Origin of the sequence: Aurantiacibacter flavus, from assembly GCF_039710615.1 — a bacterium.
Classification (GTDB): domain Bacteria; phylum Pseudomonadota; class Alphaproteobacteria; order Sphingomonadales; family Sphingomonadaceae; genus Alteraurantiacibacter; species Alteraurantiacibacter flavus.
On the sequence record NZ_JBDLBR010000005.1, the window covers coordinates 85,314 to 109,417 of the forward strand.

Consider the following 24,104-nt stretch of genomic DNA (forward strand, 5'->3'; position numbering starts at 1 on the left):
GAAGCCTCGTCATAAAAGTTCCACGTCCCGACCCTAGCGGCGCGCTGATCACAGCAACCAAGGGGTCTCCCAGTGTACACCATCCAAAAGTTCACCCGTGTAGCGCTGCTCGCCAGCACTGCGGCTTTCGCTGGCTTTGCCGCTCCGGCCATGGCGCAGGATGTCGAGGCTTCCGCCGAAGACTTCATCATCGTCACCGGCTCGATCCGCCAGTCGCAGCAGGCCGCCATCGAGGAAAAGCGCGAAGCTTTGAACCTGATCGACGTGGCCTCGGCTGACTCGGTCGGTCGCTTCCCCGACGAGAATATCGCTGCTGCGCTCACCCGCCTGCCGGGCGTCGCCGTGCAGCGCGACCAGGGGCAGGCCCGCTATATCCAGGTGCGCGGCGCGCCTAACCGCTGGACCTCGGTTTCGATCAACGGCATTCCGCAGACCGGCACCGACGAAGGCGGCTCGGGCCGTGCCTTCCGCTTCGATGCGGTTCCGGCCGTGATCCTCGAACAGTTGGTCATCAACAAGTCGCTCACCCCCGACATTACCGCCGAAGCGGTGACCGCCAATGTCGACCTCGTGACCTATTCCGCGCTTGACCGCGCTGGCCTGCACGTCAGCGGCGATCTCGGCTACGGCTGGATGGAGCTGGGCGATGGCGACCAGCGGCAGGGATCGCTGCGCGCGAGCTACGGCGGCGACACCTGGGGCGTCGTGGTCGGTGGTTCGCATTACATTCGCGAACAGATCACCGATAACCGCGAATATGGCTACTCGACCGGCAGCGACGGCGAACTGGCCCCGCGCGACTACGACGTGCGCAACTACAAGCTCGACCGCACCACCAACGGCCTGTTCGCCGGGATCGAGGTGGAGCCGTCGGCGGACCTGCGCGTCTACCTCAACGGCATCTACACCGAGTTCATGGACGACGAGCAGCGCAACGCCTACGAATTCGAAATCCAGCAGGGCGTGGGCACCCGCACCAAGACCGGCGGCGACCTTGTCAACGTTCCGGTTTCGGGCACCTTCAACGATGGCAAGTACCGCACCCGCAATTATGTGGTCGGTGCCGGCGTCGACTATTCGGGCGATAACTTCGGCATCGACGTGGCTGCGGGCTACACCCGCAACGAGAACAGCACCTATCTGCCGCTGACTCTGACTGGCACGACCCCCGAGAATGCCGTCTCGCTAACCTACGATGCGACCGACCCGCAGTTCGTCACCATCACCGGGTTTTATGGCACGCTATTCGATGCCGGTCCCGGCGGCACACTCATCAACCCGCGTCGCGGCGCACCGATCACCACCTTCGATTCGACCAGCTTCGATGCGCCGGGCACCTTCATCTATCCGATCGTCACCACCACGGACTCGGATAGCTACACCGGCAAGGCCGACGCCTATTACGATTTCGACGGCGACTGGACGCTGCGCTTCGGTGCTCAGTTCCAGAAGCGGGACATCGCGGGCAATGTCGCCAACTTCACCTACTTCCCGATTGCGCCCTACGGCTTCGACGTGAATGCCTATGCCACGAACACCCCGTGGAACACGGGCTTCCCGCTTGGCGTGACGATCAACTACCTCGACAACGAGCAGCTTAACCTCGACCAGCAGGCAATCCTCGAAGCGCAGGGGCTCGACTACAACGACACCAACGCGCCGTCCGACTTCTTCTCGCAGTCGGAAGATATCTGGGCCGGTTATGTCTCTGGCGAGTGGGAGTTCGGTGATCTCAACATCGTCGCCGGTGCCCGAGCCGAATATTACGAGATCACCAGCGAAGGCACGGCCGATATCGACGGCACGCTGACCCCGCTGACCGTAAGCCAGGATTTCTTCGACATCTTTCCCAGTGTGAACCTGCGCTACAATGTCACGAACGATCTTGTTTTCCGTCTCGCCGGCCTGCGGGGCACGGCGCGTCCGGCCTATGCGGCGCTGCGGGTCGGTTCGTCGATCGACGATACCAACGACACGATCTCGGCCGGTAATCCGGGCCTGCGTCCGGAGTACACTTGGGGTGCCGACGCCAGCCTCGAATACTACCTGCCGAGCAACGGCATCGTCTCGGTATCGGCCTTCTACCGCTATGTCGAAGACGTGCTTTATGGCGATTCGCGTCCGGTCGGCACCGACGTGTTCAATTCGGGCGGCGTCGATCGTTCGGGCTACATGCTCAGCGCCCAGTTCAACGGCCTCGACGGCAAGGTCATGGGCGTGGAGCTTAACCTCGAGCATCAGTTCGATTTCCTGCCCGGCGCGCTCAGCGGCTTCGGTGTGCAGGGCAATGTAACCTTGCTCGACGGTGACTTCGAGGCGGCGGACACCTCGGGCGTGGTTTCAACCCTGCCGTTCCCCGGCCTGTCCGACACCATCGTCAACACGGCGGTGTTCTACGAGAAGTTCGGCCTGTCGGCGCGTGTCTCCTACCAGTGGCGCTCGGACTACATCGACACTATTGGCGGCCTCGGTATCGGTGATGGCGAATTCCGCGGTGCCTACGAGAACCTCGATGTGACGCTGCGCTATGCGGTGAACGAGCACCTCACCGTCTATGCCGATCTCGCGAACCTCACCGACGAGATTTACACCGCCTACGATGGCGACCCGATCTATCCGACCGAGGTCGAGCAGATCGGCTCGCGCTACATGTTCGGCATCCGCTTCGACTTCTAAGCGCCGTTTGCACGGTCTGGCGGCTCCGCTTCGCGCGGAGCCGCCGAGTACCTCAGTCTATTTGGAGATACCGATGCGCATTGCTTCGTTTCTTGTCGCTGCTGCCCTCGTGGCGGCTCCTGCCGCCGCCGAGGCACGCAATATCGTCGTCTCGAACGACGATGGCCTGACCAGCAACGTGCTGGCGCTCTATCACGCGCTGAAGGAGGCCGGGCACGATGTGATCGTATCGGTGCCGTGCCGCAATCAGAGCGGGCAGGGTGCCGCGCTGCAGATCGGCACCCCGCTCACGCCGTTGGTCGAGCCGTGCCTCAACGATGCCGCCAAGGCGGGCGATCCCGCCGCTGGGCCGATGACCCGCGAAGGGCTGCCCGCAGGCGATTTCTTCTATGTCGACGGCACGCCGATCATGGCGCTGGCCTATGGCCTCGACGTGGCAGGGAAGTCGCGCTGGAACGGGGCACCCGATCTCGTCCTGTCCGGCCCCAACGAGGGCCAGAACGTCGGTGCGATCGCCATTTCCTCGGGCACGGTCAGCAACGCGCAGTTCGCCGCGTTGCGCGGTCTGCCTGCCATTGCGCTGTCTGCTGGGAGCAATACGGAGGGTGCCGATCTCGCCAATCCAATCTCGCCCGAAGTGGCCGCTCTGTCGGTCGAACTGGTCGCCGCGTTGGCGGAAAAGGCTGGCGATGGTCCGCTGCTGCCCCAGAACATCGCGCTGAACGTGAACTTCCCCGACCAGCCCGCAGGTGCCGCCTGGCGCGCGACCAGAATGGGCACTTACAACACCTATGCCATTGGTTTCACCGCCAATATGGCCGAGGATGCCACGCCAGCGATGCGTGCGATGGCCGAAGCGCGTGGCTTGCAACTGCCGCAGCTTCCGGGCCTGAGCTTCGATATCACCGCCGCCACGCCTACCCCCGGCGAGGAGAGCGACGAGGCCTACGTCTATCGCACTGCCATCGCGGTTAGTCCGATGCAGGCAGGCTATGCTGGCGACGCAGGTGCCGAGGCGATGACCGCCTGGCAGATCGGTGATCTGACCGCCGACTGAGGCTGGACGCTGCGGAACAGTTCCTTGGTTGCTCCGAAGCCGGGCAAAGTGTGCGATCCGGCTTGGCTATGGCAGTTGTTATAGCTAATAACATTATGACGGGCGCAAAACGGCGCGCCGCACTGAACTGCCGCAGGCGCGACAAAAGCCAATGCGCGCGCAAACCGGAGGAATGCCATGTCAAAGTTCGAACGTCTTAACCCCATGACCGGTGCCACCGCCTCTTCGGCGGAGGCCATGAAGGCAGACGATGTCCCCGCAATTGCAGCCAAGGCGCAGACCGGTTTTGAGGAATGGTCGCAGCAGGGGCCGAACGCGCGGCGCGCGGTGCTCAACAAGGCCGCCGATGCGCTGATGGCGAAGAAGGACGATTTCGTCGCCGCGATGATGGGCGAGATCGGCGCGACTGCCGGTTGGGCCATGTTCAACCTTGGCCTTGCCGCCAGCATGATCCGCGAGGCAGGCGCCATCACCACCCAGATTTCGGGCGAGGTGATCCCGTCGGACTATCCGGGCAAGCTGTGCATGGCCCTGCGCGAGCCCGTGGGCGTGATCCTCGGCATTGCGCCGTGGAATGCGCCGATCATCCTCGGCGTGCGCGCCATCGCCGTGCCGCTGGCCTGCGGCAACGCGGTGATCCTGAAGGCGAGCGAAAGCTGCCCGCGCACCCATGCGCTGATCATCGAAGCATTCGCCGAGGCCGGTTTCCCTGAAGGCGTGGTCAACGTCGTCACCAATGCGCCCGAGGATGCCGCCGAGGTTGTGGGCGCGCTGATCGATGCGCCCGAAGTGCGCCGCATCAACTTCACCGGCTCGACCGCCGTGGGCAAGATCATCGCCAAGCGCGCTGCCGAGCACCTCAAGCCCTGCTTGCTCGAACTGGGCGGCAAGGCTCCGATGGTTATTCTTGCCGATGCCGATCTCGATGAAGCGGTGAAGGCGGCGGCCTTCGGTGCCTATATGAACCAGGGCCAGATCTGCATGAGCACCGAGCGGATCATCGTCGAAGAAGCGGTGGCCGACGAGTTCGCCGCCAAGTTCAAGGCGAAGGTCGAATCGATGCCGGTGGGCGATCCGACCGAGGGCACCACGCCGCTCGGCGCGGTGGTCGATGCGAAGACTGTCAATCACTGTAAGAGCCTGATCGACGACGCGCTTTCGCATGGGGCCGAGTTGCTGACCGGCGGCGAGACGACGCAGAATGTGCTGATGCCCGCGCACCTCGTCGACAAGGTGACGCCCGACATGAAACTGTTCCGTGACGAGAGCTTCGGCCCGGTAGTCGGCATGATCCGCGCGCGTGACGAGGCGCACGCGATCGAGCTGGCCAACGATACGCAATATGGCCTGAGCTCGGCGATCTTCACGAAGGACGTGGCCAAGGGTCTGCGTCTGGCCAAGCAGATCCAGGCGGGCATCTGCCACATCAACTCGTCGACCGTGTCGGACGAGGCGCAGATGCCGTTCGGCGGCGTCAAGGCTTCGGGCTATGGCCGGTTCGGCGGCAAGGCCGGGATCGACAGCTTCACAGAGCTGCGCTGGGTCACCGTCTCGACCGAGGGCGGCCACTACCCGATCTGATTGGAGTGCAGGGTCGCCGGTGTTACTCCGGCGACCCACACTCAAAAGGTCAGGCGGCTTTCCGGCCCTTGGCGGTCGCGCCCAGCAGCCAGTCGGGCACTTCGCTCGTCGGCACTTCGTCGAACTTGTCGAGCAGGCCCGCAGCCGTGCCGTTGGACCCTGATTCGAGGAACACCTGTGCGCCCGCCTTGCCGAGCGCCATCAGGCCCTTGGCGCCATCGTCGCTGCCTTTTTCGAGCATTCCGGCCAGCGTCGGACACCCGGCGCGCGCGGCGCTGGCAAACATAAGGTCGGCCGAGGGGCGGAAGCCAGCCACCGGATCACGGTCGACCAGCTTGAGCATCAGGGCAAAGTCGTCTTCGATGGCAACATGCTTGCCCTTGTCATAGGCAAGATAGACCGTGCCGGGCATCAGCATTGCGCCATCTTCGGCATTCTCGATCTTGCAGGCAACCGAGGGGCGAAGGCGATCGACTGCACGTTCGATCGTGTCCTCGTCGGCGTCGAGCAGGATGACCGTCGGAGGGCAATTGCCGGGCATGGCCGCAATCACCGAACGCACTGTTTCGAGGCTTTCGGAACCTGCCGAAAGCAGCACCAGCCGGCCATCGTTGTCGTAGTCGTCTCCGCCGGACGCACCGCCGCCGAGCGAGGCCTTGTGCGCCTCCATGTCGGTGTTGGCGGCCTTCTGGACGATGGTGCCGAGCTTGGCGACGGTCTTGGCGAATTCTTCGGGCGAGGTGTGGAGCGGCTTGGGAAAGCAGTCTACTGCGCCGAGTGCGAGCGCCTTGGCTGCGGTTCCCGAACCGTCCTGCGCCACGCTTGAAAGCATGACCACGGCGATCGGGTCCTCTTCCATCAGTTCGGCGAGGAATTCCATCCCGGTCATCCCCGGCATCTCCACGTCGAGCGTGAGGACATTGGGACGACAGTCGGGAATCTTGTCACGCGCTTCGGCGGCGCTGGAGGCGGTGCCGACCACTTCGACGCCCTTCGCCTGGTCGAGAATGTCGCAGAACAGCGCGCGCATAGCGGCTGAGTCATCGACGACGAGTACTCGGGCTGGCTTCATGATCTCAATCCTGTTCGTGTTGTAGGCAATCGTGCGATGCGCGCCGGGCGCAGCGTCAATGAAACAACATTAACTGCAAGCGAGCGAACAAAGCCCAAGCGTCAACTAAGTGTTCGCCCATAGGACGCTGGATCGAAGGGATAAGCGCCTTGGAGGTAGTGCTTTCCAATCGGATCAGGAACTTCCAGCAACTGGGGGAGAGCGCGTACCATGTTGAATACCCAAGGAAGCATGGCAGCTCAGGTTGTCATGGCTGGTTGTTTCATGAGCCCCGCGCAGACCTCTTGGCCGCTGGAAAACCGTCGCGCGCGCCGCGCGCCGACGGGCGTTGCCGGCCCCAATTGCCAGTATTGATAGACAGGAGATTAGCTAGTGGCTGTCATCGAATTGCCGCGGCTGTGCGATCGCGCCGCCGCTCTCGCGCTGAAAGGCGATCTGGCCGATACCACCGGCAGCGAGGCCTTGCAGGTCCATGCTGGCAAGGTCGAACGCATGAGCATGGCGATGCTGCAGGTGCTGCTGGCAGCGCATCGCAACGAGCCAGGTATCGTCCTTACCGAGCGGTCGTCCGAATTCGACCGTTCGCTGGCGGTATCGGGCCTTACTGAAACCTTCAACACCGGAGCCGCCGCATGAACGGCATCGACATTCAGGCCATCTTCTTCGACGAGTGCGAGGAATCGCTTCAGGCCGCCGAGGCCGGTCTCGACGCGTGCAAGGCCGGCACCCAGGACGGCGAGACGATCAATGCGATTTTCCGCGCGGTTCATTCGATCAAGGGCGGGGCCGGGGCCTTCGGCTACGAAGCGCTTGCCTCTTACACGCACGTGTTCGAAAACCTGCTCGGCGATGTGCGCGAAGGCACGGTGCCGGTAACGAGCGACCTGGTGGACATGCTGCTGCTGGCGCTCGATTGCCTGCGCGATCATGTCGAATCGGTGCGCGCTGGCACGCCTGCGCCCGACGATGAAGCGATCAAGGTGCGGCTCACCGAGGCACGCGAGAACGTTGGCAAGGATGGCGGGGCGGCTACCGAAGCGGCTGCGCCCGAACCGGCCGCTCCAGAACCTGCCGCAGCGTCGGCATCGGCGGACACGGACGATCTCGACGCCCTGCTCGACGACCTGCTCGGCTCCTATCCTGCGCCTGCTGCCGAAATCCCGGCAGAAGAGACTGCCGACGAGAGCGCGTCGGCTGAAGAGGACGGGGATGAAGACTGGGCGCTTTACGTCTGTCCGCAGGCGGGCGCGATGGAGAACGGCTCGGAACCGCTGTTGTGGCTGCGCGAACTGGTTGAGCTGGGCGGTGCATGCGTCAAGTGCGATGAATCGATTCTGCCGCAGATCGACGAGATGGATCCGAAGGAAGGCTATCTGGCCTGGACCTTCGCCATGCCTGCCTCTGTCGAGCGCGACAAGGTTGCCGACATTTTCGATTTTGTAGGCGAGCAATGCCTTGTCCTCTATGGGGACGAGGCGCTTACCCCGCCCGCGCGTGAGCGCAAGGTTACCGCGCTGGAAGCGAAGGCTCCGCCAGTCGCTACTGCCGTTGCTGCTGCCAAACCCGAGGCTACTGCCGCTCCGGCTCAGACACCGCCCCCTGCGGCGCAAGCCAGCCAGTCGATTCGCATCGATCTCGGCAAGCTCGACCAGCTGATCGACGGCGTGGGCGAACTGGTGATTGCGCAGGCCATGCTTGCGCAGCGTCTCAGCAATGAAGGGCTCGCTCACTTCGAGGAACTGGCCATGCTCGAAGGCCTTGTGCGCGACATTCAGGAACGCGCCATGGCCTTCCGCGCCCAGCCGATCAGCTCGGTGTTCAGCCGTGTGCCACGCCTGCTACGCGAGCTGGCCAGCTCCACTGGCAAGCATGTGAAGCTGGTGGTTGCGGGTGAGACAACCGAACTCGACAAGACCGTGATCGAGCGGCTGAGCGAGCCGCTCACGCACCTCATCCGCAACGCGGTCGACCACGGCATCGAATCGGCGGAGGACCGTCAGGCCGTGGGTAAGGACCCGGAAGGCACGCTGACGCTCTCGGCCGAGCAGAAGGCCGGGCGCATCGTGATCCGCATCGGCGACGACGGTGGCGGCATCAACCGCGAGAAGGTGCTGGCCAAGGCGATCGAGAAGGGCATCGTCGATTCCGAGATGCACAACCTCAGCGATGAGGAAATCGACAACCTCATCTTCGCTCCAGGTTTCTCCACCGCGGCGCAGGTCTCCAGCATCTCGGGGCGCGGCGTCGGCATGGACGTGGTGCGCCAGAATGTGAAGGAACTGGGCGGCCGTATCACGATCGAATCGCGGCCCGGACAGGGCACCGACTTCGTCCTCGCCCTGCCGCTGACGCTGGCCATTTCCGACGGCATGATCGTGCAGGTCGGCGATCAGTCACTGGTGATCCCGCTCACGCACGTGGTCGAAAGCCTCAGCCCGGCGGAAACTGAGATCAAGGGCTTGGGCCGCAAAATACGGATGCTCAATGTGCGCGGGCAGTTCCTGCCTATCGTGCCCTTGCGCCAGCTCACCGGTGGACCGCGCGCCGAGACCAATGCCGAAACCAACATGGAAAATGGTGTCCTGGTGGTCGTCGAGACGGAGCGTTGCGGACAGGCTGCGCTACTAGTCGATGCGATCATCGATCAGCGCCAGTTCGTCATCAAGAGCCTCGACACGCACTATCGTTCCGTCGACGGCGTGGCGGGCGCCACCATTCTCGGTAACGGCCGGGTGGCGCTTATCGTCGATGTCGACCGGTTGGTCCTTGACATGGCGAACCGTCCCCAGGCTCCGGCAGAGGCGGCCTGATCATGGGTGCTGCAGCTGCTCTCCACACCGGCGAGGCCCTGGTTCCGGGCATCAGCCCGCAGGTATACGGGCTGGCCGATTTCCAGCGGATCTCGGCCAAGGTACATGAACAAGCGGGAATCGTGCTTTCGGACAAGAAACGGATGCTGGTCTATTCCCGGTTGGCACCGCTGCTGCGCGTGACCAACAGCCAGAGCTTCAGCGATTTTCTCGACCAAGTGGAGAATGATGCGGCGCTGTTGACCCGGATGATCGAGGCGCTGACCACCAACCACACCTATTTCAACCGCGAATCGCACCATTTCGATCACTTCACCCAGACCTTGCGGCCAGAGCTGCTGCACCGCGCGAATCAGGGCCAGCCAGTGCGGATCTGGTCGGCAGGCTGTTCGAGCGGTGAGGAAATCTGGACGCTGATGATGGTGCTGCTGGGCACCTCGCAGCAAGAAGGCAAACGGATCGCCAAGCAGGATATCCTTGCGTTGGCGAGCGATCTGGCCAGCCACGCGGTCAATGCCGGAATGGCCGCAACCTACGAGGCCGATGCGCTCGAAGCGGTTCCGGAAGCCCTGCGCAAGGCCTGGACCGCCACCGAGGGCGGCAAGGTCAGGATCGGCCCGGAACCACGTAGCCTCGTGCGGTTTCGCCAGCTCAACCTGCTTGGGCCATGGCCCATCAAGGGCGAGTTCGACGTGATCTTCTGCCGCAACGTGATGATCTATTTTGATACCCCGACGAAAGAGAAGCTGGTCTGGCGCTTTGCCAAGCAGCTCAAGCCCGGCGGCTACCTCTACATCGGTCATTCCGAACGTGTTTCGGGCCGGGCGGAAGAGCTGCTCGAACTTGTCGGACCCACCGTCTACCGTAGGAGGGCTTGATGGCTATCAGGGTTCTGATCGTCGATGATTCCGCGCTGATGCGTAAGTTGCTGCAGGCGCGGTTAGGGCGCGAGGACGACATCGAGGTGGTCGGCCTTGCCTGCGATGCGCAGGAAGCGCGCAGCCTGATCAAGGCGCTCAATCCCGATGTGGTGACGCTCGATATCGAGATGCCGGGGATGGATGGCCTGTCATTCCTGCAGAAGATCATGCAGCTGCGGCCGACCCCGGTCATCATCGTTTCGGGCACCACGCGCGAAGGCGATCGCAACACCGTGCGTGCTTTGCAGCTCGGAGCGATCAGCTGTTATGCCAAGAGCGAGCACCACAGCGGCGGCCCGGGCGACGACGGCGGCGCGCTTGCCGCGCTGGTGCGCGAGGCGGCCCAGGTGTCGTTCGGCAAGACCGCATCGATTGCGCCGTCCACGCCGGCTGCCAATGCCAACCCGCAGCCTGCCGCACGCCGCGAACCGGCGCGGCTGGTTGCGCTCGGCGCCTCTACCGGCGGGGTGGAGGCCTTGTGCAAGCTGCTGGCGCAATTCCCGCGTTCCTGCCCGCCGACCGTGATCGTGCAGCACGTCAATGCCCGCTTTGCCCCAGCGATCGCGCATTCGCTCGATTCCTCGTGCCCGGCGCGCGTGGTGCTCGCCGAAAGCGACATGCCGTTGGAACAGGGCACGGTTTATCTCGCTCCCGGCGGCGATCGCCATATGCTGGTAGCGACTGCCGGGACGCTCGGCCATCGGGTGGTGCTGCGACAAGGGCCCGAAGTGTCGGGCCACAAGCCCAGCGTCGATGTTTTGTTCGGCTCGGTTGCCGAGGTCTTCGGCGCAGAGGCCGTTGGCGCTCTGCTTACCGGCATGGGCCAGGACGGGGCCCGTGGCCTGCTGAAGATGCAGCAGAAAGGCGCACATACGATTGCGCAGGATGCCGATAGCTGCGTCGTTTACGGGATGCCGCGCGCAGCCGTGGAGATGGGGGCGGCGCGCAAGATTGTGCCGCTTGAACGGATCGCGGGCAACATCTTCGCGCATAGCGAAGTTGCGCGAGAGGCGGTGGCGTCATGAGTGACATGTCAGCCAATATCGGCGGTGCGGGGCTCGATCGCCTGACCGTCATGCAGGGCGAGGCCCATGCCAGCGCCGATCCCAAAGTGGAGATGTCCACCGTACTGGGTAGCTGCGTGGCGACCTGCCTGTTCGACCCGCTCGCGCGGATCGGGGGAATGAATCACTTTCTGCTGGCCGAACCGCCGAGCAACAGGTCGCGCGAAAGTTTCGACGAGCACTACGGCCTGTTCCTCATGGAGCTGCTCATAAACAAAATGCTCGGCCTTGGCGCAATCAAGTCGCGGCTAAAGGCGCGGGTCTATGGGGGGGCGAACCTCAACCCGGCCATGCGCCCGATTGGCACGGCTAATGCCGAATTTGCCCGTAAGTTCCTGGAAAACGAGGGTATTCCTGTCGGGTTTGAGGATCTTGGCGGGCGCGCGGCGCGCCGCGTCCACTTTATGCCTGCGAGCGGAATGGTCCGGTGCCGGACCGCTCCGACTGAATCTGTGCCTATGGATAAACCGCTAGTCCGACCGCAATCGGCCAGTGGTGATGTTGAACTATTCTAGAGTCGAGGGAAGACATGAAAACAACACGCATCCTGACCGTAGACGACAGCGCAAGTATGCGCGCGCTGTTACTGCACGCGCTGACCACGCAAGGCTTCGAGGTGGAGCAAGCCGAAGATGGCCAGCAGGCTTTCGAATGGCTGGCGACCAACGAGGTCGATGTCGTCATTACCGATATCAACATGCCGCGCCTCGACGGGTTCGGCCTGATCGAACAACTGCGTGATACGGCCAGGCATGCTGATCGTCCGATCCTGGTCCTGACGACCGAGAGTTCGGACGAGAAGAAGCGCCGTGCCCGCGATGCCGGGGCAACGGGCTGGATCGTCAAACCGTTCGATGCGGAAAAGCTTGCTACCGCGGTGCGCCGCGTGGCGCACTGAGTGAATTAGGAAAGGGAAGCACCATGCTTGCTGAAATGATCACCTTCGAGATTTCGGGTCAGCTGTTCGGTATCGACATCATGTCGATCCGCGAGATCCGGGCATGGTCGCCCGTGACCGTTCTGCCGGGGGTGCCGCGCTATGTCTCCGGTGTTGTGAACCTTCGCGGCGCGGTGCTGCCGGTGCTCGACCTGTCGGTCCGTCTGGGCTGGGAAACCACCGATGCGACCCCGCGCAACCCGATCATCGTGATCGAGCACGAAGGGCAGTCGCGCGGGCTGATCGTCCACGCGGTGAACGACATCGTCTCGATAGACACCGATACCATCCAGCAGCCCGAAGCGGCGGCGAATGATGGGATCACCAGCTTCATCGCCGGCCTCGCGCCGATGGGCGAAGACATGGTCATGGTGCTCGACCTCAAGAGCCTGATGGCCGACGAGCGGCTGGAACTGGCAGCATGACCAAAACCTCGGAAGCCTCCTTGCGCTTGCTTGGCGGGGTGGCTGAGATACTTGAAGAACTGGCGGGCGAGGTTGAGTGCCTCGGGGAGAACCTCTGTGCCGATCCCGATGTCATCGGGCGGCATTTCGACAAGTTGCAGGGTATCGACCTCATCGCCCAGACCGCGCGTCAGCTCGGAATGCTGGTCGGTTCGGACAATCCGACCGCCGCGCTGGGCGATGTCCGGCTCGAGGCGCTGCGCCATCGTCTTCATGACATCGTAGCGCCGAGCAGCAGCGGCGACATGGTGTCGTTCGACGCCTGACACCAAACGCCCCATTCTCACGCGCGTTACAATGCGCTAGTCCTGCCCGCCTGAGAGGCTGACCAGGCGGCAGGAAACGTGGAACAGTTCGATTACATTATCGTGGGCGCAGGCAGTGCTGGCTGCGTGCTGGCCAATCGGCTGAGCGCCGATCCGGCCTGCCGGGTGGCGCTGATCGAGGCGGGTGACGACACGCGCGACCTGCTGATCGAAAGCCCGCTCACCTGGATGCAGGCGGCGGCCGACCCTCGCTTTGGCTGGGGGTTCGAGGCCGAGCCAGATCCTGGCCTCGATGGCCGCACTCAGCCGATTCCGCGTGGCCGGGTGATGGGTGGCTGCTCCTCGATAAATGGCACCATGTATATTCGCGGCGCCGCCGCCGACTACAACCAGTGGCGTGACGCGGGCAATCCCGGCTGGGGCTATGACGAGCTTCTGCCGCTGTTCCGGCGCTCCGAAGCGAGCTGGCGTGGAGAAAGCGAGATACACGGGGACGAGGGCGAGATGGCGATCTCGCCGATGCGGCCCGATCCCACGCTGACTCCGGCCTTCCTAGGGGCGGCGCGCGAGCTCGGGCTGGCCGAGTGCCCCGATTTCAACGTGCCCGCGCCCGAGGGCTTCGGCATGCCCGACTGCACGATCCGCAAGGGTCGCCGCGACAGCACGGTGCGCGCCTTTATCGACCCGGTCGCCGGGCGAGCGAACCTCAGCATAATTTCTGGCTGTCCGGCCCGCCGTGTGGTGATCGAGGAAGGCCGCGTAACCGGGTTGGAGGTGACGCGCGGAGGCGAGGTCGTCCGCATCGGCGCGCGGCGCGAGGTGATCCTTAGCGCGGGCGCTTTCGGCAGTCCGCAGTTGCTCATGCTCTCCGGAATCGGACCCGCTGCCGCCTTGCAGGCGCAGGGCATTGCCGTGGCGTGCGATCTTCCGGAGGTGGGCCGGAACCTGCAGGACCATCCAATTGCGATGGCGCTCTACAAGGCTTCCGTCGATATCGACTTCAACCGCCAGATCCGGCTCGACCGGCTGGTGCTTAACTACCTCAAGTGGGAACTCGGCGGTTCCGGCCAGCTCAGCCAGAGCCCGATGTCGGTGCAGGGGTTCGTACGTTCGGGCGAAGATCAGGCGCGGCCCGATATCCAGTTCCAGATTGTCCATTCGGGCTATGACGCGCGGCCGTGGTTTCCGCTGTGGCGCCAGCCGCCGACGCCGATGTTCAGCTGCGGAGCGATCCTGCTCAACCCCGAGAGCCGGGGCGAAGTCACGTTGGCAAGCGGCGATCCGGCAGCGCTGCCCAAAGTCCAGTTCAACTTCATGACCGCAAAAGGCGACCGCGAACGGCTGTTACGCGGCTTCCGCTTCATTAGGCGCTTCTTCGCGACCGAGGCGGCGCGCAAGGTCACTGCGTTCGAGCTGGCGCCTGGCCCGGATGCCGAAAGCGACGAAGCGATCGAAGGCTGGATCAAGTCGTCGCTGATCAGCGCTGGCCACCCTGTCGGCACCTGCGCCATGGGCACGGTGGTCGATAGCGAACTGCGGGTGAAGGGTGTGACTGGCCTGCGCGTGGCGGATGCCTCGATCATGCCCACCATCGTGCGCGGAAATACCCATGCTCCCGCCGTGGTGATCGCGGAGAAGGCCGCCGAGCTGATTGCCGGTTAACCAGATTCGCCGCGCGCGGCCTTGCGGTCGAGCTGCGGCATCGGTTCGATCTCCACTTCGTCGCCATAGGGCAGGTCGAGGCGGCCGATCATGGTCTCGATCAAGGCGGTCATCTCGTCGATCTGTTCGGCGGACATGCCTTCGAGCAGATGCCCGCGCACGCGGTCGTAGATGGTGAAGATACGCTCCACCGTGTCCACGCCCGCCGGGGTCAGCGATAGCAGGTTGACCCGGCGATCGCGCGGGTCAGGTGCGCGCTCGACCAGGCCTTCCTTGCTCAGGATGTCGATCATCCGGGTGACAGTGGCCCCTTCGATCCGCAGCCGGCGGGCAACGTCGCTTTGCGACTTGTCGCCCTGCATGTTGAGGATCGCGGCGAGCGTCTCCATCCGCGCGGCGCTCTGCCCGATCTTGCGCAGCTCCTCGTCGACCTTGCTGCGGAAGCCGCGCACCAGCAGAACCATGTCGACCAGCATGCGGATTTCGCGGGTAGTACCACCCTGCTTGTAGACTTCGAACGACGTGCTGGCTTTGCGGTGGGGCACTGGGATTCCTCGAACTGACCGGCAACGTAGGCTTGGGGCACAAGCACGGCGCATGGTTCGCCAATGGCCGCCGGAACCCTGCGCTTACCGTGCCGCCGGTTTGCCCGCAAGAGCATGTGCCTGCGGGCAAAGAAATATCACCCGATAACTGATTTGCAGACTAATCATTATTTGACACAGTTATATTTAGATATATGGTTTGCATACTAATTGATTCTCATCAATTAGGCGGTCTCCCGCCTGAACGGCGCATTTCACGCAGGTGGAGGCTGACAAACAATGAACAGCACCGGCGCAAGGACCGGGATCATTGGGGGAGAGCACATGAGGAAGATGAACATGGAGCGCTTGCGGCAGGTCATGCTCGCGAGCACCGCAGGAATCGCCATGCTTTCGGCACCGGCCATGGGCCAGTCGAACGATGCGGACGAGGAGCAGGGCGAACCCGCCAGCGAACCGTCGCGCATCGTGGTAACGGGCTCGCGCATCGCCCGGCCCGACTACACCGCGACCAGCCCGATCGTTTCGGTCGATGCCGACGTTATCGAGCAAAGTTCTGCGGTGAATCTGGAGGCAAACCTCAACAAGCTGCCGCAGTTCAGTCCGGCGCTGACCCAGTTCGACACCGCCGGCATCCAGCCCAACGCTAACGATACGCCAGGCATTTCGACAGTCAGTCTGCGCCAGCTTGGCGCCAACCGGAACCTTGTGATGCTGAACGGACGCCGGGCCACGCCGATCAACGGGACGGGCGTGATCGACATCAATTCGATCCCCTCGGCGGCGATCAGCCGGGTGGAAGTCATCACTGGCGGTGCCTCTTCGACCTATGGCGCGGACGCGGTCGGCGGTGTGGTGAACTTCATCCTCAAGGAAGACTTTACCGGGATCGATATGGATGCGCAGGTGTCGTTCTCGCCGCAGGGTGGGGGCGAAGAATATCGCATCTCGACGCTGGTCGGAGCCGCGCTTGATGGCGGTCGCGGCTCGGTGATGCTGGGCGCGGAGTACTACAAGCGCGAGCAGTTGCTGCGTCAGGAACGCGACTCCTACAATACCGCGCGCGCCGATCCGACCGTGCGCGGCGAGGAGTTCTTCCTCTCCGAAAACTACATCACTTCGAACAGTTCGTCGAACGGGTTCGACCAGGCGCTGCTCAATTCCTATTTCGCCGGTCTGCCCGCCGGAGTAAACATCGGCACCAACAGCCCGCTCTATTTCAACGATGATGGCTCGCTGTGGGTGAACACCTCGACCACGCAGGGCGGCACCTACTATCCGTTGTTACTTAACTATCAGGGCACCTTCGATCCCAACGGCCAGAAGTTGCTCGACACCGGACTGCTGGAACAGAACAACCCTGACCGCATCCTCTCTTCACCGCAGGAACGCTATTCGTTCTTTGCGCAAGGCGATTACGAGATCAGCGACTGGATCAACTTCACCAGTCAGGCCTACTTCGCGCGGACCGAGACCCGCTCGGTTTCTTTCAACACCGTGCTGCTGGGTTCGACCGGCACGCAGATTCCATATGACGATGAAATCTACACCGGTTCGCCCCATGCGCCCGATACGGCCAACTTCAAGATTTCGTCGGTGCTACCCAACGGGAACACCAATCCCGACTTCATGGCGGGTGGCCGCTATGGCCTGAACTGCGGCCCGGTGGGCGGTTGCACCAACAAGGAGGTTTTTCCGGTTCCGGCCAATGTCGCTGCGCTGCTTGACAGCCGCGACGATCCCAATGCGCCGTGGATCGCCAACTATTCGCTCGACAGCTTCGGGCGGCGTGGGGTCAATGCCTTCAACAACACGTTCCAGATCCAGCTCGGCTTTGAGGGCGAGGTTCCCGGTACTGACTGGACCTGGGATGTCATTGGATCACATGGCGAAACCGTGGCCAAGACGAACCTCGTCGGGCTGGTCTCGCTCGAACGTTTCCGCACCGTCCTCACCTCGCCCAACTATGGCCTGAACTTCTTTGCGCTGGGCAACAACGGCGCGCGCTATGGTTCGACCGCAGCCTGTGAGACGGGCCTCAGTCCCTACATCACCAACTCGGCCTTCAGCTCCGATTGCGACGCGGCCACCAGCACCGACACCCAGTTCGAGAACCGGATCGGGCAGGATCTGGTGGAAGCGAACCTGCAAGGCGGGCTGTTCGAGCTGCCGGGCGGACAGCTCCGGTTCGCGGTCGGCGCGACCTATCGTAAGAACAGCATCGAGTTCACCTCCGACAGTTCGGCCTTCGAAGGCTCGTCGTTCTACGAGACCTCGACCACCTTCCCGCAGGCCAGCAGTTCGGGCTCCACCGCCGTGCGTGAGATTTACGGCGAGCTGTTCGTGCCGATCCTTTCGAGCGTGCCGTTCTTCGAGGAGTTGAACCTCGATCTCGGCTATCGCTACTCGGACTACGATTCGGTGGGCGGGATCAGCACCTACAAGATCAATGGCGAATGGGCGCCGGTCGACTTCCTGCGCTTCCGGGGCGGCTATCAGCGGGCCAGCCGCGCGCCGAACCTGGGCGAGCTGTTCACTGCGCGCACCAATACGCTGGCCAATGCGTCCGATGGCGATCCGTGTTCGATCACCAACAACACCAGCCCTGCCATCGTGGGCAACTATTCAGCCAATCCCGCCCTCAACACCAATGGCACGGCCTCGCAGGTGCGCTCGCTGTGCGAGCAGCTGATGGGCACCGATGGCGCAGCTACCTACTACGATCCGGCCCGGCCCGATGCGGAATATCCGCTTGGCAGCCAGCTGTTCACTTCGTTGCTCGCGGGGGCCAACGGACTGCAGGAGGAAACGGCCACGACCTACACCATCGGCGCCGTGTTCGAGGCGCCGACCGACAACCCGTGGCTCGCGGGCCTGCGGCTCGCGGTCGACTACTACAATATCAGCCTTGTCGACGGCATTTCGCAGCAGGGCATCGATTCGGTGTTCCGCCAGTGCTTCACTACCGAATTCAACCCCAACTTCTCGTTCAATGACGCTTGCCAGCGGATCGAGCGAGATCAGGTCGATGGCAGCGTACAGGTGGTGACCATCAACTACGCCAACCTCGGCGCGGTCGAGACGGCGGGTGTCGATGTGCAGCTGGACTGGGCCCTGCGCTTTGCCGATGTCGATATCGGCATCCCGGGCAGTTTCGCGCTAAACGTGAACTTCAACTATCTCGACAAGTTCGCGACCACCACCGATCAGGAGGTGCTGCCCCTGATCGACTATGCTGGCACGCTTGGCGGCGGGCAGGTGGGCACCAATTCGGGCTCCTATCGCTGGAAGCTGTTCACCCGCGCCAGCTATAACTTCGGGGTCGGCTCGATCGGGCTGCAGTGGCAACACAAACCTGCGGTCGACGCGGCGCAATCTGCTACCGACTCCAATACCACGGTGGCGGGGGCTCCGGCTTACGACCTGTTCAACCTCAATGCCCGGCTCGACGTGCTCGACAATGTCACCCTGCGCGGCGGCATCGACAACCTGTTCGACAAGAGCCCTCCCTATGTCGGCTACTATCTCGACGACGTGGTGGGCGATGGCACGCCGCGCTTCGGCCGTGCCGCCAACCCTTATGCCGCCAGCCAGTACGACGTGCTCGGACGGCGCTACTATGTCGGGGTGAACGTCAACTTCTGAGCGGAGGCGGCGGACCGGGTTGTGGCGGCCCGGTCCGCCCTTTTCGGCCAGATCGGCGGCGGAGAATCCTCCCTGGCCTCCGCCGCCAACTTCTTTGCCCTGCGGGGCTGGCGCCAGGAAGGATAGACATGATGAAAACACTGGAGGCAGCGGCGGCAATGGTCGCGGTGATGGCTGCGGCAGGCTCGCCAGCGCGGGCGCAGGACGAGGACTATCGCGCGATCGTCATCATCATGCGGGCCTGCTCGCAGATCGAGGACGTGGCCGCGCGCGTCACTTGCTATGACAACAACATTGCGGCGCGCACGGCTCCCGCTGCAAGGTCGGCGCCGCGCCCGGCGCCGGTTCCGGCTCCCGCGCCCGCAGCCGCTGTCGCCAGCGACTTCGGCGCGGAAAACCTGCCCGAAGTCCGGCAGGCGGCGCGGGAAAGCCGGGGTGACGACGAGATCGTGCGGCGCGTCCGCCGCGCGGACGAGATCGAGCCGGGGCTCTATCTGCTGACGCTCGACGACAACAGCAAGTGGCGCTTTTCGGAGAGCATGGGGCTGTCCTACTTTCCGCCCGGCGCGCGCTCCGAGGTGCGGATCGAGCGCGGTGCTCTGGGCAGCTATCGCCTCTATGCCGATGGCCAGCGCGCGGTGCGGGTGATGCGCGTCCGCTAGGGCCGCGCACCCTCGCGCTCATTCGCTCTCTTCGCCCCTTTCACGCGCCGCCAGATCGGCGGTGATGTAGTTGCGGATCTGCACATTTCCTTCATGGCAGGCATATTCGAACTGCTCGTAGTCGTCGTCGCGCACCCAGTCGGTCCGCGCTCCCCACGGAGCGGTGTAGTTGACCGGATCGGTGAACAGCATTTCGTAGACGATTGAATTCTCGTCGGTCATTGTGAGCGTCTCGACCAGCCGCGCCTCGGTGCTGATCGGGCTGTCGTTGAAGCGGGGCGAGCCGCGGGTCACGATGCTGGTGGCCGAGGGGCCGGGGCGGAAGTTGGTGGTCTCGATCACCAGCCGATTGCCGCCTTCCCAGTGCCCCCGGCTTTCGCCCATCCAGTTGCCGATCTGCGCCGGAATGGGATCGCGGCCGTCGGTGGGGATCAGGCGCACCTCGTGGATCATTTCGAGCTGCATCGCGACCATGCCGGGCGACTGGAAGATGCGAATCCCGTTGTTGTACATGCCGGGGAACATCGAGGTCGGCAGACCGCGCGTGATGCAGCGGTCCCAGCTGTCGAAGTCGGTCCAGCTACGGAAGCTCTGTCCGGTGCGCCAGCTCGAACGCATGGCATCGGCATTGCGCTGGCCCACCTCGGTCTTGGCCGGGACGCGGCCGTTTGCGGGCACGGTCAGGAACGAGGTACGACGGTTGGCATCGCCCATCTCGGTCCAGTGGCCCTGGCCCATGGTGCCACCTTCGTCTTCGGCCTCATACCGGTCGCGCAAGGTCTGGAGCTGGTCGACCTTGGCCCGATATTCCTCCTCGGTGAGGAACACGCGGTTGCCCTGTTCTTCAGGCCGCTCGTAGGGCGTACCGTTGAGGTGGTCGATCGGCCAGCCGCCGCGAAAGTCGGGCTCGCCCCAACTGGTCTGCATCGGCTGAAAGTCGCGCGGGATCGGCGGAAGCTGGGTTAGCGAAGCCTCCTCTCGCGCTTGTGCGGTACGGCTTGAGGGGCCGACCTGCGCGAAATAGTTGGTCACATGATCGGGATCATAGAGCCAGACGGTGACGAGATCGAACCCGCGCAGCCGATTGAGCGGGTTCAGCACCTCGATTCCCCGGTGTGCAGCCTTGGCATCGACGAAGGGCGCATCGCTAACCACATACTGGATGCCCGCGCTGCCGGTGTTGGCGGGGAGCCCCGGCCCGACCTCATAGAGATAAAGCGTGGTTTCGCCGTGGCGGTAGGGATACATGGTCAGGCCGAGCAGCGCGTCCTCGACCGGCGGCAGTTCATCGAGCCCGACGAACTCGCGATAGAAGGCGCGGCTTTCCTCCAGGTTGGAGACGGCGATACCCACGCCGACCCCGTCATTGGCATTATCCTTGGCCCCTGGCCGGATCACGATTTCGATCGGGAACCCGCCCGGATCGGTGGCCAGCGCGGCCTCAGTTCCGTCACCCTGATCGACGAAGACAGGCAGGGCGAAACCAGCCGCTTCGAAGCGGCTGCGCACGGTGTCAGCATCCGGGTAGGTGAGGGTGAAGAAGCGGATGCCGGTACCGCCGGTAACTCCACCCGACAGGTCGTAGCTTTGCCCGCCCTGTTCGCCTGCCGCCAACTTGATCTGGCCGCTGCCCACGCCGGTGAGGATCATCTGCTGGTTTGCGGTGAGCTGGATCGGCTGGAGCGACCGCACCGCCAGAGCCTCGGTGTAGAACTTGACCATGTCGGCGGTCTTGTGGCGCGCGAAGCGGCGGAACACGTTCATGGAATCCTGCACGAACAGGTCGCGCGTGGAAGCCCGCAACTGCGCCTCGGTCAGCGCACCCGGCGCATACCGCAGGTCTTGTGCGACCTGCAGTTGCGCGCCTTCGGGCGTGGTGACGGTCTGGTTCTGGGCCAGTGCGCTCGAAGCAAGCAAGGCGGCGGCGCTGGCCAGGATCAATCTGTGCAATGGTCCTTCCTCGATGACGGGCGGCAGACGGAATAGCCCTCGCTGGCGCCATCGAGTTTGTTAGCACACGAATGATTATTTAAACAAACGAATTATCGAGGGCGGGTCGCCCGAAATTTCAGCCTTCGCCGAGCGCCTTGAGCACGCGGTCGATCAGGCTGATCAGTTGTTCCAGCTCTTGCGGGCTCAGTTCTTCGCGGATCGGCGCTTCGATCTGCGATACGACCTTGAACATCTCCGCGACGGTCTCTTCGCCCTTCTCGGTCAGCACCAGCATATTGCGGCGGCGGTCGGTGGTCGAACGATCACGCCTTACCAGCTCTCGCTTTTCCAACTCGTCGACAAGGCTGACCAGGCCAGGGCCGGTAATGCCCGCTTTGTCGGCCAGCTCTTTCTGCGAACTGCCAGGGTTCTGGGCGATGAGCGACATGAGCGTGAGCGATCCCGTCGGCAGGCCGAAGGGGTCCGATGCGGCGATCGACCGCGCGTTCAGATTGTTGCGTAGCAGCCGGACTCGCGGCCCGACCGAGTTCGAGAGAAGACCCCAGTCCAGATCACCCACTCCAATTAGCTTTACCTTCGCCGCGACCGTTCCACGGGAAAATGCAATTTGCAACAAGTGAAATTAACAATACTGCGAGCTAAGCAGTCTCAGGCCGCCGAGGGCGGGGAAGCGGTCGGACTTCTCCGATCGTCGAAAATTTCGCTTTCGAGCGACCGACGGAACCTGCGAGAAAACACGAAGGCTGGTGGCTGGGCCGGGCTGGCGGGACCGCCGTTGAACAGGAAACTGAGCCAGACCGAGCGCCGGATCGCCTCGAACGTTAGCACCGTCCCCGCCAACGTGGCACCGGCGATCGCCAGCATTTCGATCTCGGCAGGCCAGTCAACGCCGCGAAAGGCTACGCCGAGCGGCAGCAGGAATACCTCGTGAAACAGGTAGATCACCAGCGAGGCGGCGACGAAATAGCGCACCGTTGCGCGCCCCGTCGCGAATACCTTGCCGACATAGTAGTAAAACAGCGCCGAGACGAACACGCCGGACAGCGCCGTGACCGAGAAGGCAAGCGGGCGGGTGAGCGCGCGCGGAAAGCCGGTGATGGTGAGGAAATCGCCAAAGGCCAGCGTCAGAACGCAATATGTCAGCAGCAGCAAGGCACCGGCGATCCTGATGGCGAGGCCGGGACGGAAAACGATCTGCGCCAGTCGGCTGTCGCCAAAGGCAAGCGCGCCGATGAGGAAATAAGGAGCAAACATCAAGGTTCGTTGCAGGTTCACCCGGGTCTCCCCGCGCGGCATGAGCGTATTGAGTTCGGCAGTAAGAAACTGCGCGGCAATCGGGAAGGCGATCAGCAACACAAGCAGCCGGGCGAAGCCAAGCCGCCGCCAGGCCGCCTGCAAGCACCGTCTTACCAGGGGTGTCGCATGGAGTGCAGCGATGAAGGCACAGTAGACGAACAGTACGATCAGGAACCAGCGATGGTTGACCCAGCGCCCCGGAAACCGTTCCAGCGTCCAGCCTGCGGCCGCTGCAGGTTCCAGGCCTGCGCTCACGCCCATCCAGTAGACTTCCCAACCGCCGAGCAGTAGCAGCGATGTGGCGAAGGGTATGAGCAGGCGCTTGACCCGGCTGGATAGCCATTGCCAGGGTGAGCGTCGAGCCAGCAACATGGCGGCGAAAAACCCCGCCAGAATAAAGAAGCCCGGCATCCGGAATCCGTGCACGAGGGCGGAAATCAGGCTGGCGAGGAAGGATGGCTGATGCGCGTCGACGAGCCAGCCACCCTTCAGCGTATACATCGCGGCGGTGTGGAACGGGATGCCGAGGAGCAGCATGATCGCCCGCGCGCCATCGAGCGCGTGAAAACGTTCTCGCGACGGTGGAGAGGAGGGGGCAGTCGGCGCTGGCATCGGTCCGTCTCAGCAATCCTGATTGCGCCGCAGCTTCAATCCGACATCGGCTGCGCGATCAGGCAGGTGCCGGTCTCGGCGAACTGCACCGCGTCTATTTCCATCGCCAGCGCACATTGACCGGGGCTGACGGTCTCGCCCTCGACGATGACCGAGCCTTCGCGCGGTATCACCAATAGCGGCCCGCGATAGCGCGCCGAAATGGCCGCATCGGGCCCACCTGCGAGCTGGTCGAGCCGGAAGAACGGACCGTCTACGAGGTTTATGTCTGATTCGTGTCCTACATATGTGCTGTTCGCGGCAAGGTCGTAACGTTCGCCGAGCGCGATCCGGGCGGCCTCTTCACGATGCAGCTCGCGTGGACGGCCATAGTCGTAGAGGCGATAGGTGATGTCCGAATTTTGCTGGATCTCGATGATTGTGCAGCCCGGCCCGATCACGTGGACGGTGTTGGCGGGGATATAGAAGAAGTCACCCGCCTTTACCTGATGCCAGGTCAGCAGTTCCTCGATGCTCCCGTCCTCAGCTGCCTCGCGTAAGGCATCGTGGTCGAGCGGTGAGTCGAATCCGATCCCGAGTGCGGCCTCTGGCTCAGCATCGACGACCAGCCAGCACTCTTCCTTGCCCCGCTGGCCGAGTCCCATCGCGCGCGTTTGTTCGTCGGACGGATGGCACTGCACCGAGAGCTTCTCGGAGGTGAAGATGTATTTGACCAGCAACCCGTCGAGCGCGGCGGGCGGCTCGAACCAGACCTCGCCGATCCGCTGCCCGTCTGGCGTTGAGAACGGCGCGGGCAGGCGATCGCGGCCCCAGACCTTTTCGACCGTGCGGGTTTCAAGGATCATCGGCATCTTTCTCCTTCGATTGCCCTGCCGGGGCGCA

General features: G+C 63.5%; 20 protein-coding genes. 14 read left to right on the top strand and 6 right to left on the bottom strand.

Features of this window, described 5'->3' with window-relative positions:
* Positions 1-72: 72 nt before the first annotated feature.
* The 3 genes from ABDJ38_RS14065 (at position 73) to ABDJ38_RS14075 (ending at position 5,314) form a co-directional block, all read left to right on the top strand.
* A complete protein-coding gene (locus ABDJ38_RS14065) occupies positions 73-2,676 on the top strand; it encodes a TonB-dependent receptor (protein ID WP_346785759.1) in 2,604 nt (867 codons plus the stop codon).
* A gap of 73 nt (positions 2,677-2,749) precedes the next feature.
* Positions 2,750-3,733 carry a 5'/3'-nucleotidase SurE gene (locus ABDJ38_RS14070; RefSeq protein WP_346785760.1) on the top strand — a complete coding sequence of 328 codons (984 nt, stop codon included), beginning with the start codon at positions 2,750-2,752 and terminating at the stop codon, positions 3,731-3,733.
* 177 nt (positions 3,734-3,910) lie between these two features.
* Positions 3,911-5,314: an aldehyde dehydrogenase gene (locus ABDJ38_RS14075; RefSeq protein ID WP_346785761.1), complete on the top strand. Its 1,404-nt coding sequence runs from the start codon at positions 3,911-3,913 to the stop codon at positions 5,312-5,314.
* A gap of 49 nt (positions 5,315-5,363) precedes the next feature.
* Here ABDJ38_RS14075 and ABDJ38_RS14080 read toward each other — a convergent pair whose 3' ends face one another.
* Positions 5,364-6,386 carry a chemotaxis protein CheB gene (locus ABDJ38_RS14080; protein ID WP_346785762.1) on the bottom strand — a complete coding sequence of 341 codons (1,023 nt, stop codon included), beginning with the start codon at positions 6,384-6,386 and terminating at the stop codon, positions 5,364-5,366.
* A gap of 372 nt (positions 6,387-6,758) precedes the next feature.
* Between ABDJ38_RS14080 and ABDJ38_RS14085 the strand changes: the two genes are divergently transcribed.
* From ABDJ38_RS14085 to ABDJ38_RS14125, 9 genes are all read left to right on the top strand, one after another.
* A complete protein-coding gene (locus tag ABDJ38_RS14085) occupies positions 6,759-7,022 on the top strand; it encodes a hypothetical protein (RefSeq protein ID WP_346785763.1) in 264 nt (87 codons plus the stop codon).
* On the top strand, positions 7,019-9,196 hold the full coding sequence (locus tag ABDJ38_RS14090) for a chemotaxis protein CheA (RefSeq protein WP_346785764.1): 2,178 nt from the start codon (positions 7,019-7,021) through the stop codon (positions 9,194-9,196). Before ABDJ38_RS14085 ends, ABDJ38_RS14090 begins: the two co-directional genes overlap by 4 nt.
* 2 nt (positions 9,197-9,198) lie before the next feature.
* Entirely contained in the window at positions 9,199-10,074 is an 876-nt protein-coding gene (locus ABDJ38_RS14095; RefSeq protein WP_346785765.1) for a CheR family methyltransferase, read from the top strand.
* Entirely contained in the window at positions 10,074-11,141 is a 1,068-nt protein-coding gene (locus tag ABDJ38_RS14100; protein ID WP_346785766.1) for a protein-glutamate methylesterase/protein-glutamine glutaminase, read from the top strand. The genes ABDJ38_RS14095 and ABDJ38_RS14100 overlap by 1 nt, the downstream gene beginning before the upstream one ends.
* A complete protein-coding gene (locus tag ABDJ38_RS14105; protein WP_346785767.1) occupies positions 11,138-11,695 on the top strand; it encodes a chemotaxis protein CheD in 558 nt (185 codons plus the stop codon). The genes ABDJ38_RS14100 and ABDJ38_RS14105 overlap by 4 nt, the downstream gene beginning before the upstream one ends.
* A gap of 14 nt (positions 11,696-11,709) precedes the next feature.
* Positions 11,710-12,078: a response regulator gene (locus ABDJ38_RS14110; protein WP_346785768.1), complete on the top strand. Its 369-nt coding sequence runs from the start codon at positions 11,710-11,712 to the stop codon at positions 12,076-12,078.
* Positions 12,079-12,101: 23 nt separating this feature from the next.
* On the top strand, positions 12,102-12,542 hold the full coding sequence (locus tag ABDJ38_RS14115) for a chemotaxis protein CheW (RefSeq protein WP_346785769.1): 441 nt from the start codon (positions 12,102-12,104) through the stop codon (positions 12,540-12,542).
* Positions 12,539-12,847: a hypothetical protein gene (locus tag ABDJ38_RS14120; RefSeq protein WP_346785770.1), complete on the top strand. Its 309-nt coding sequence runs from the start codon at positions 12,539-12,541 to the stop codon at positions 12,845-12,847. The genes ABDJ38_RS14115 and ABDJ38_RS14120 overlap by 4 nt, the downstream gene beginning before the upstream one ends.
* A gap of 78 nt (positions 12,848-12,925) precedes the next feature.
* Positions 12,926-14,509 carry a GMC family oxidoreductase gene (locus ABDJ38_RS14125; RefSeq protein WP_346785771.1) on the top strand — a complete coding sequence of 528 codons (1,584 nt, stop codon included), beginning with the start codon at positions 12,926-12,928 and terminating at the stop codon, positions 14,507-14,509.
* Here ABDJ38_RS14125 and ABDJ38_RS14130 read toward each other — a convergent pair.
* Positions 14,506-15,054, bottom strand: coding sequence for a MarR family winged helix-turn-helix transcriptional regulator (locus ABDJ38_RS14130; protein WP_346785772.1), 549 nt, complete (start codon positions 15,052-15,054; stop codon positions 14,506-14,508). The genes ABDJ38_RS14125 and ABDJ38_RS14130 overlap by 4 nt on opposite strands.
* A gap of 324 nt (positions 15,055-15,378) precedes the next feature.
* Between ABDJ38_RS14130 and ABDJ38_RS14135 the strand changes: the two genes are divergently transcribed.
* Together ABDJ38_RS14135 and ABDJ38_RS14140 are read left to right on the top strand one after the other, a co-directional pair.
* Positions 15,379-18,699: a TonB-dependent receptor domain-containing protein gene (locus ABDJ38_RS14135; protein ID WP_346785774.1), complete on the top strand. Its 3,321-nt coding sequence runs from the start codon at positions 15,379-15,381 to the stop codon at positions 18,697-18,699.
* 128 nt (positions 18,700-18,827) lie between these two features.
* On the top strand, positions 18,828-19,361 hold the full coding sequence (locus ABDJ38_RS14140) for a hypothetical protein (RefSeq protein ID WP_346785775.1): 534 nt from the start codon (positions 18,828-18,830) through the stop codon (positions 19,359-19,361).
* 18 nt (positions 19,362-19,379) lie between these two features.
* Here the strand turns inward: ABDJ38_RS14140 and ABDJ38_RS14145 are convergent, their stop codons facing one another.
* The 4 genes from ABDJ38_RS14145 to ABDJ38_RS14160 all read right to left on the bottom strand — a co-directional run bounded on the left by ABDJ38_RS14145 (position 19,380) and on the right by ABDJ38_RS14160 (position 24,073).
* Positions 19,380-21,311 carry a VOC family protein gene (locus ABDJ38_RS14145; protein WP_346785776.1) on the bottom strand — a complete coding sequence of 644 codons (1,932 nt, stop codon included), beginning with the start codon at positions 21,309-21,311 and terminating at the stop codon, positions 19,380-19,382.
* Positions 21,312-21,429: 118 nt separating this feature from the next.
* The gene (locus ABDJ38_RS14150; RefSeq protein WP_346785777.1) at positions 21,430-21,873 is read right to left on the bottom strand and encodes a MarR family winged helix-turn-helix transcriptional regulator; all 444 of its coding nucleotides are present in this window, start codon (positions 21,871-21,873) and stop codon (positions 21,430-21,432) included.
* Positions 21,874-21,962: 89 nt separating this feature from the next.
* Positions 21,963-23,222, bottom strand: a complete 1,260-nt coding sequence (locus tag ABDJ38_RS14155; RefSeq protein ID WP_346785778.1) for an acyltransferase family protein — start codon at positions 23,220-23,222, stop codon at positions 21,963-21,965.
* Between the two features lie 35 nt (positions 23,223-23,257).
* Positions 23,258-24,073 carry a class I mannose-6-phosphate isomerase gene (locus ABDJ38_RS14160; protein ID WP_346785779.1) on the bottom strand — a complete coding sequence of 272 codons (816 nt, stop codon included), beginning with the start codon at positions 24,071-24,073 and terminating at the stop codon, positions 23,258-23,260.
* Positions 24,074-24,104 lie beyond the last annotated feature (31 nt).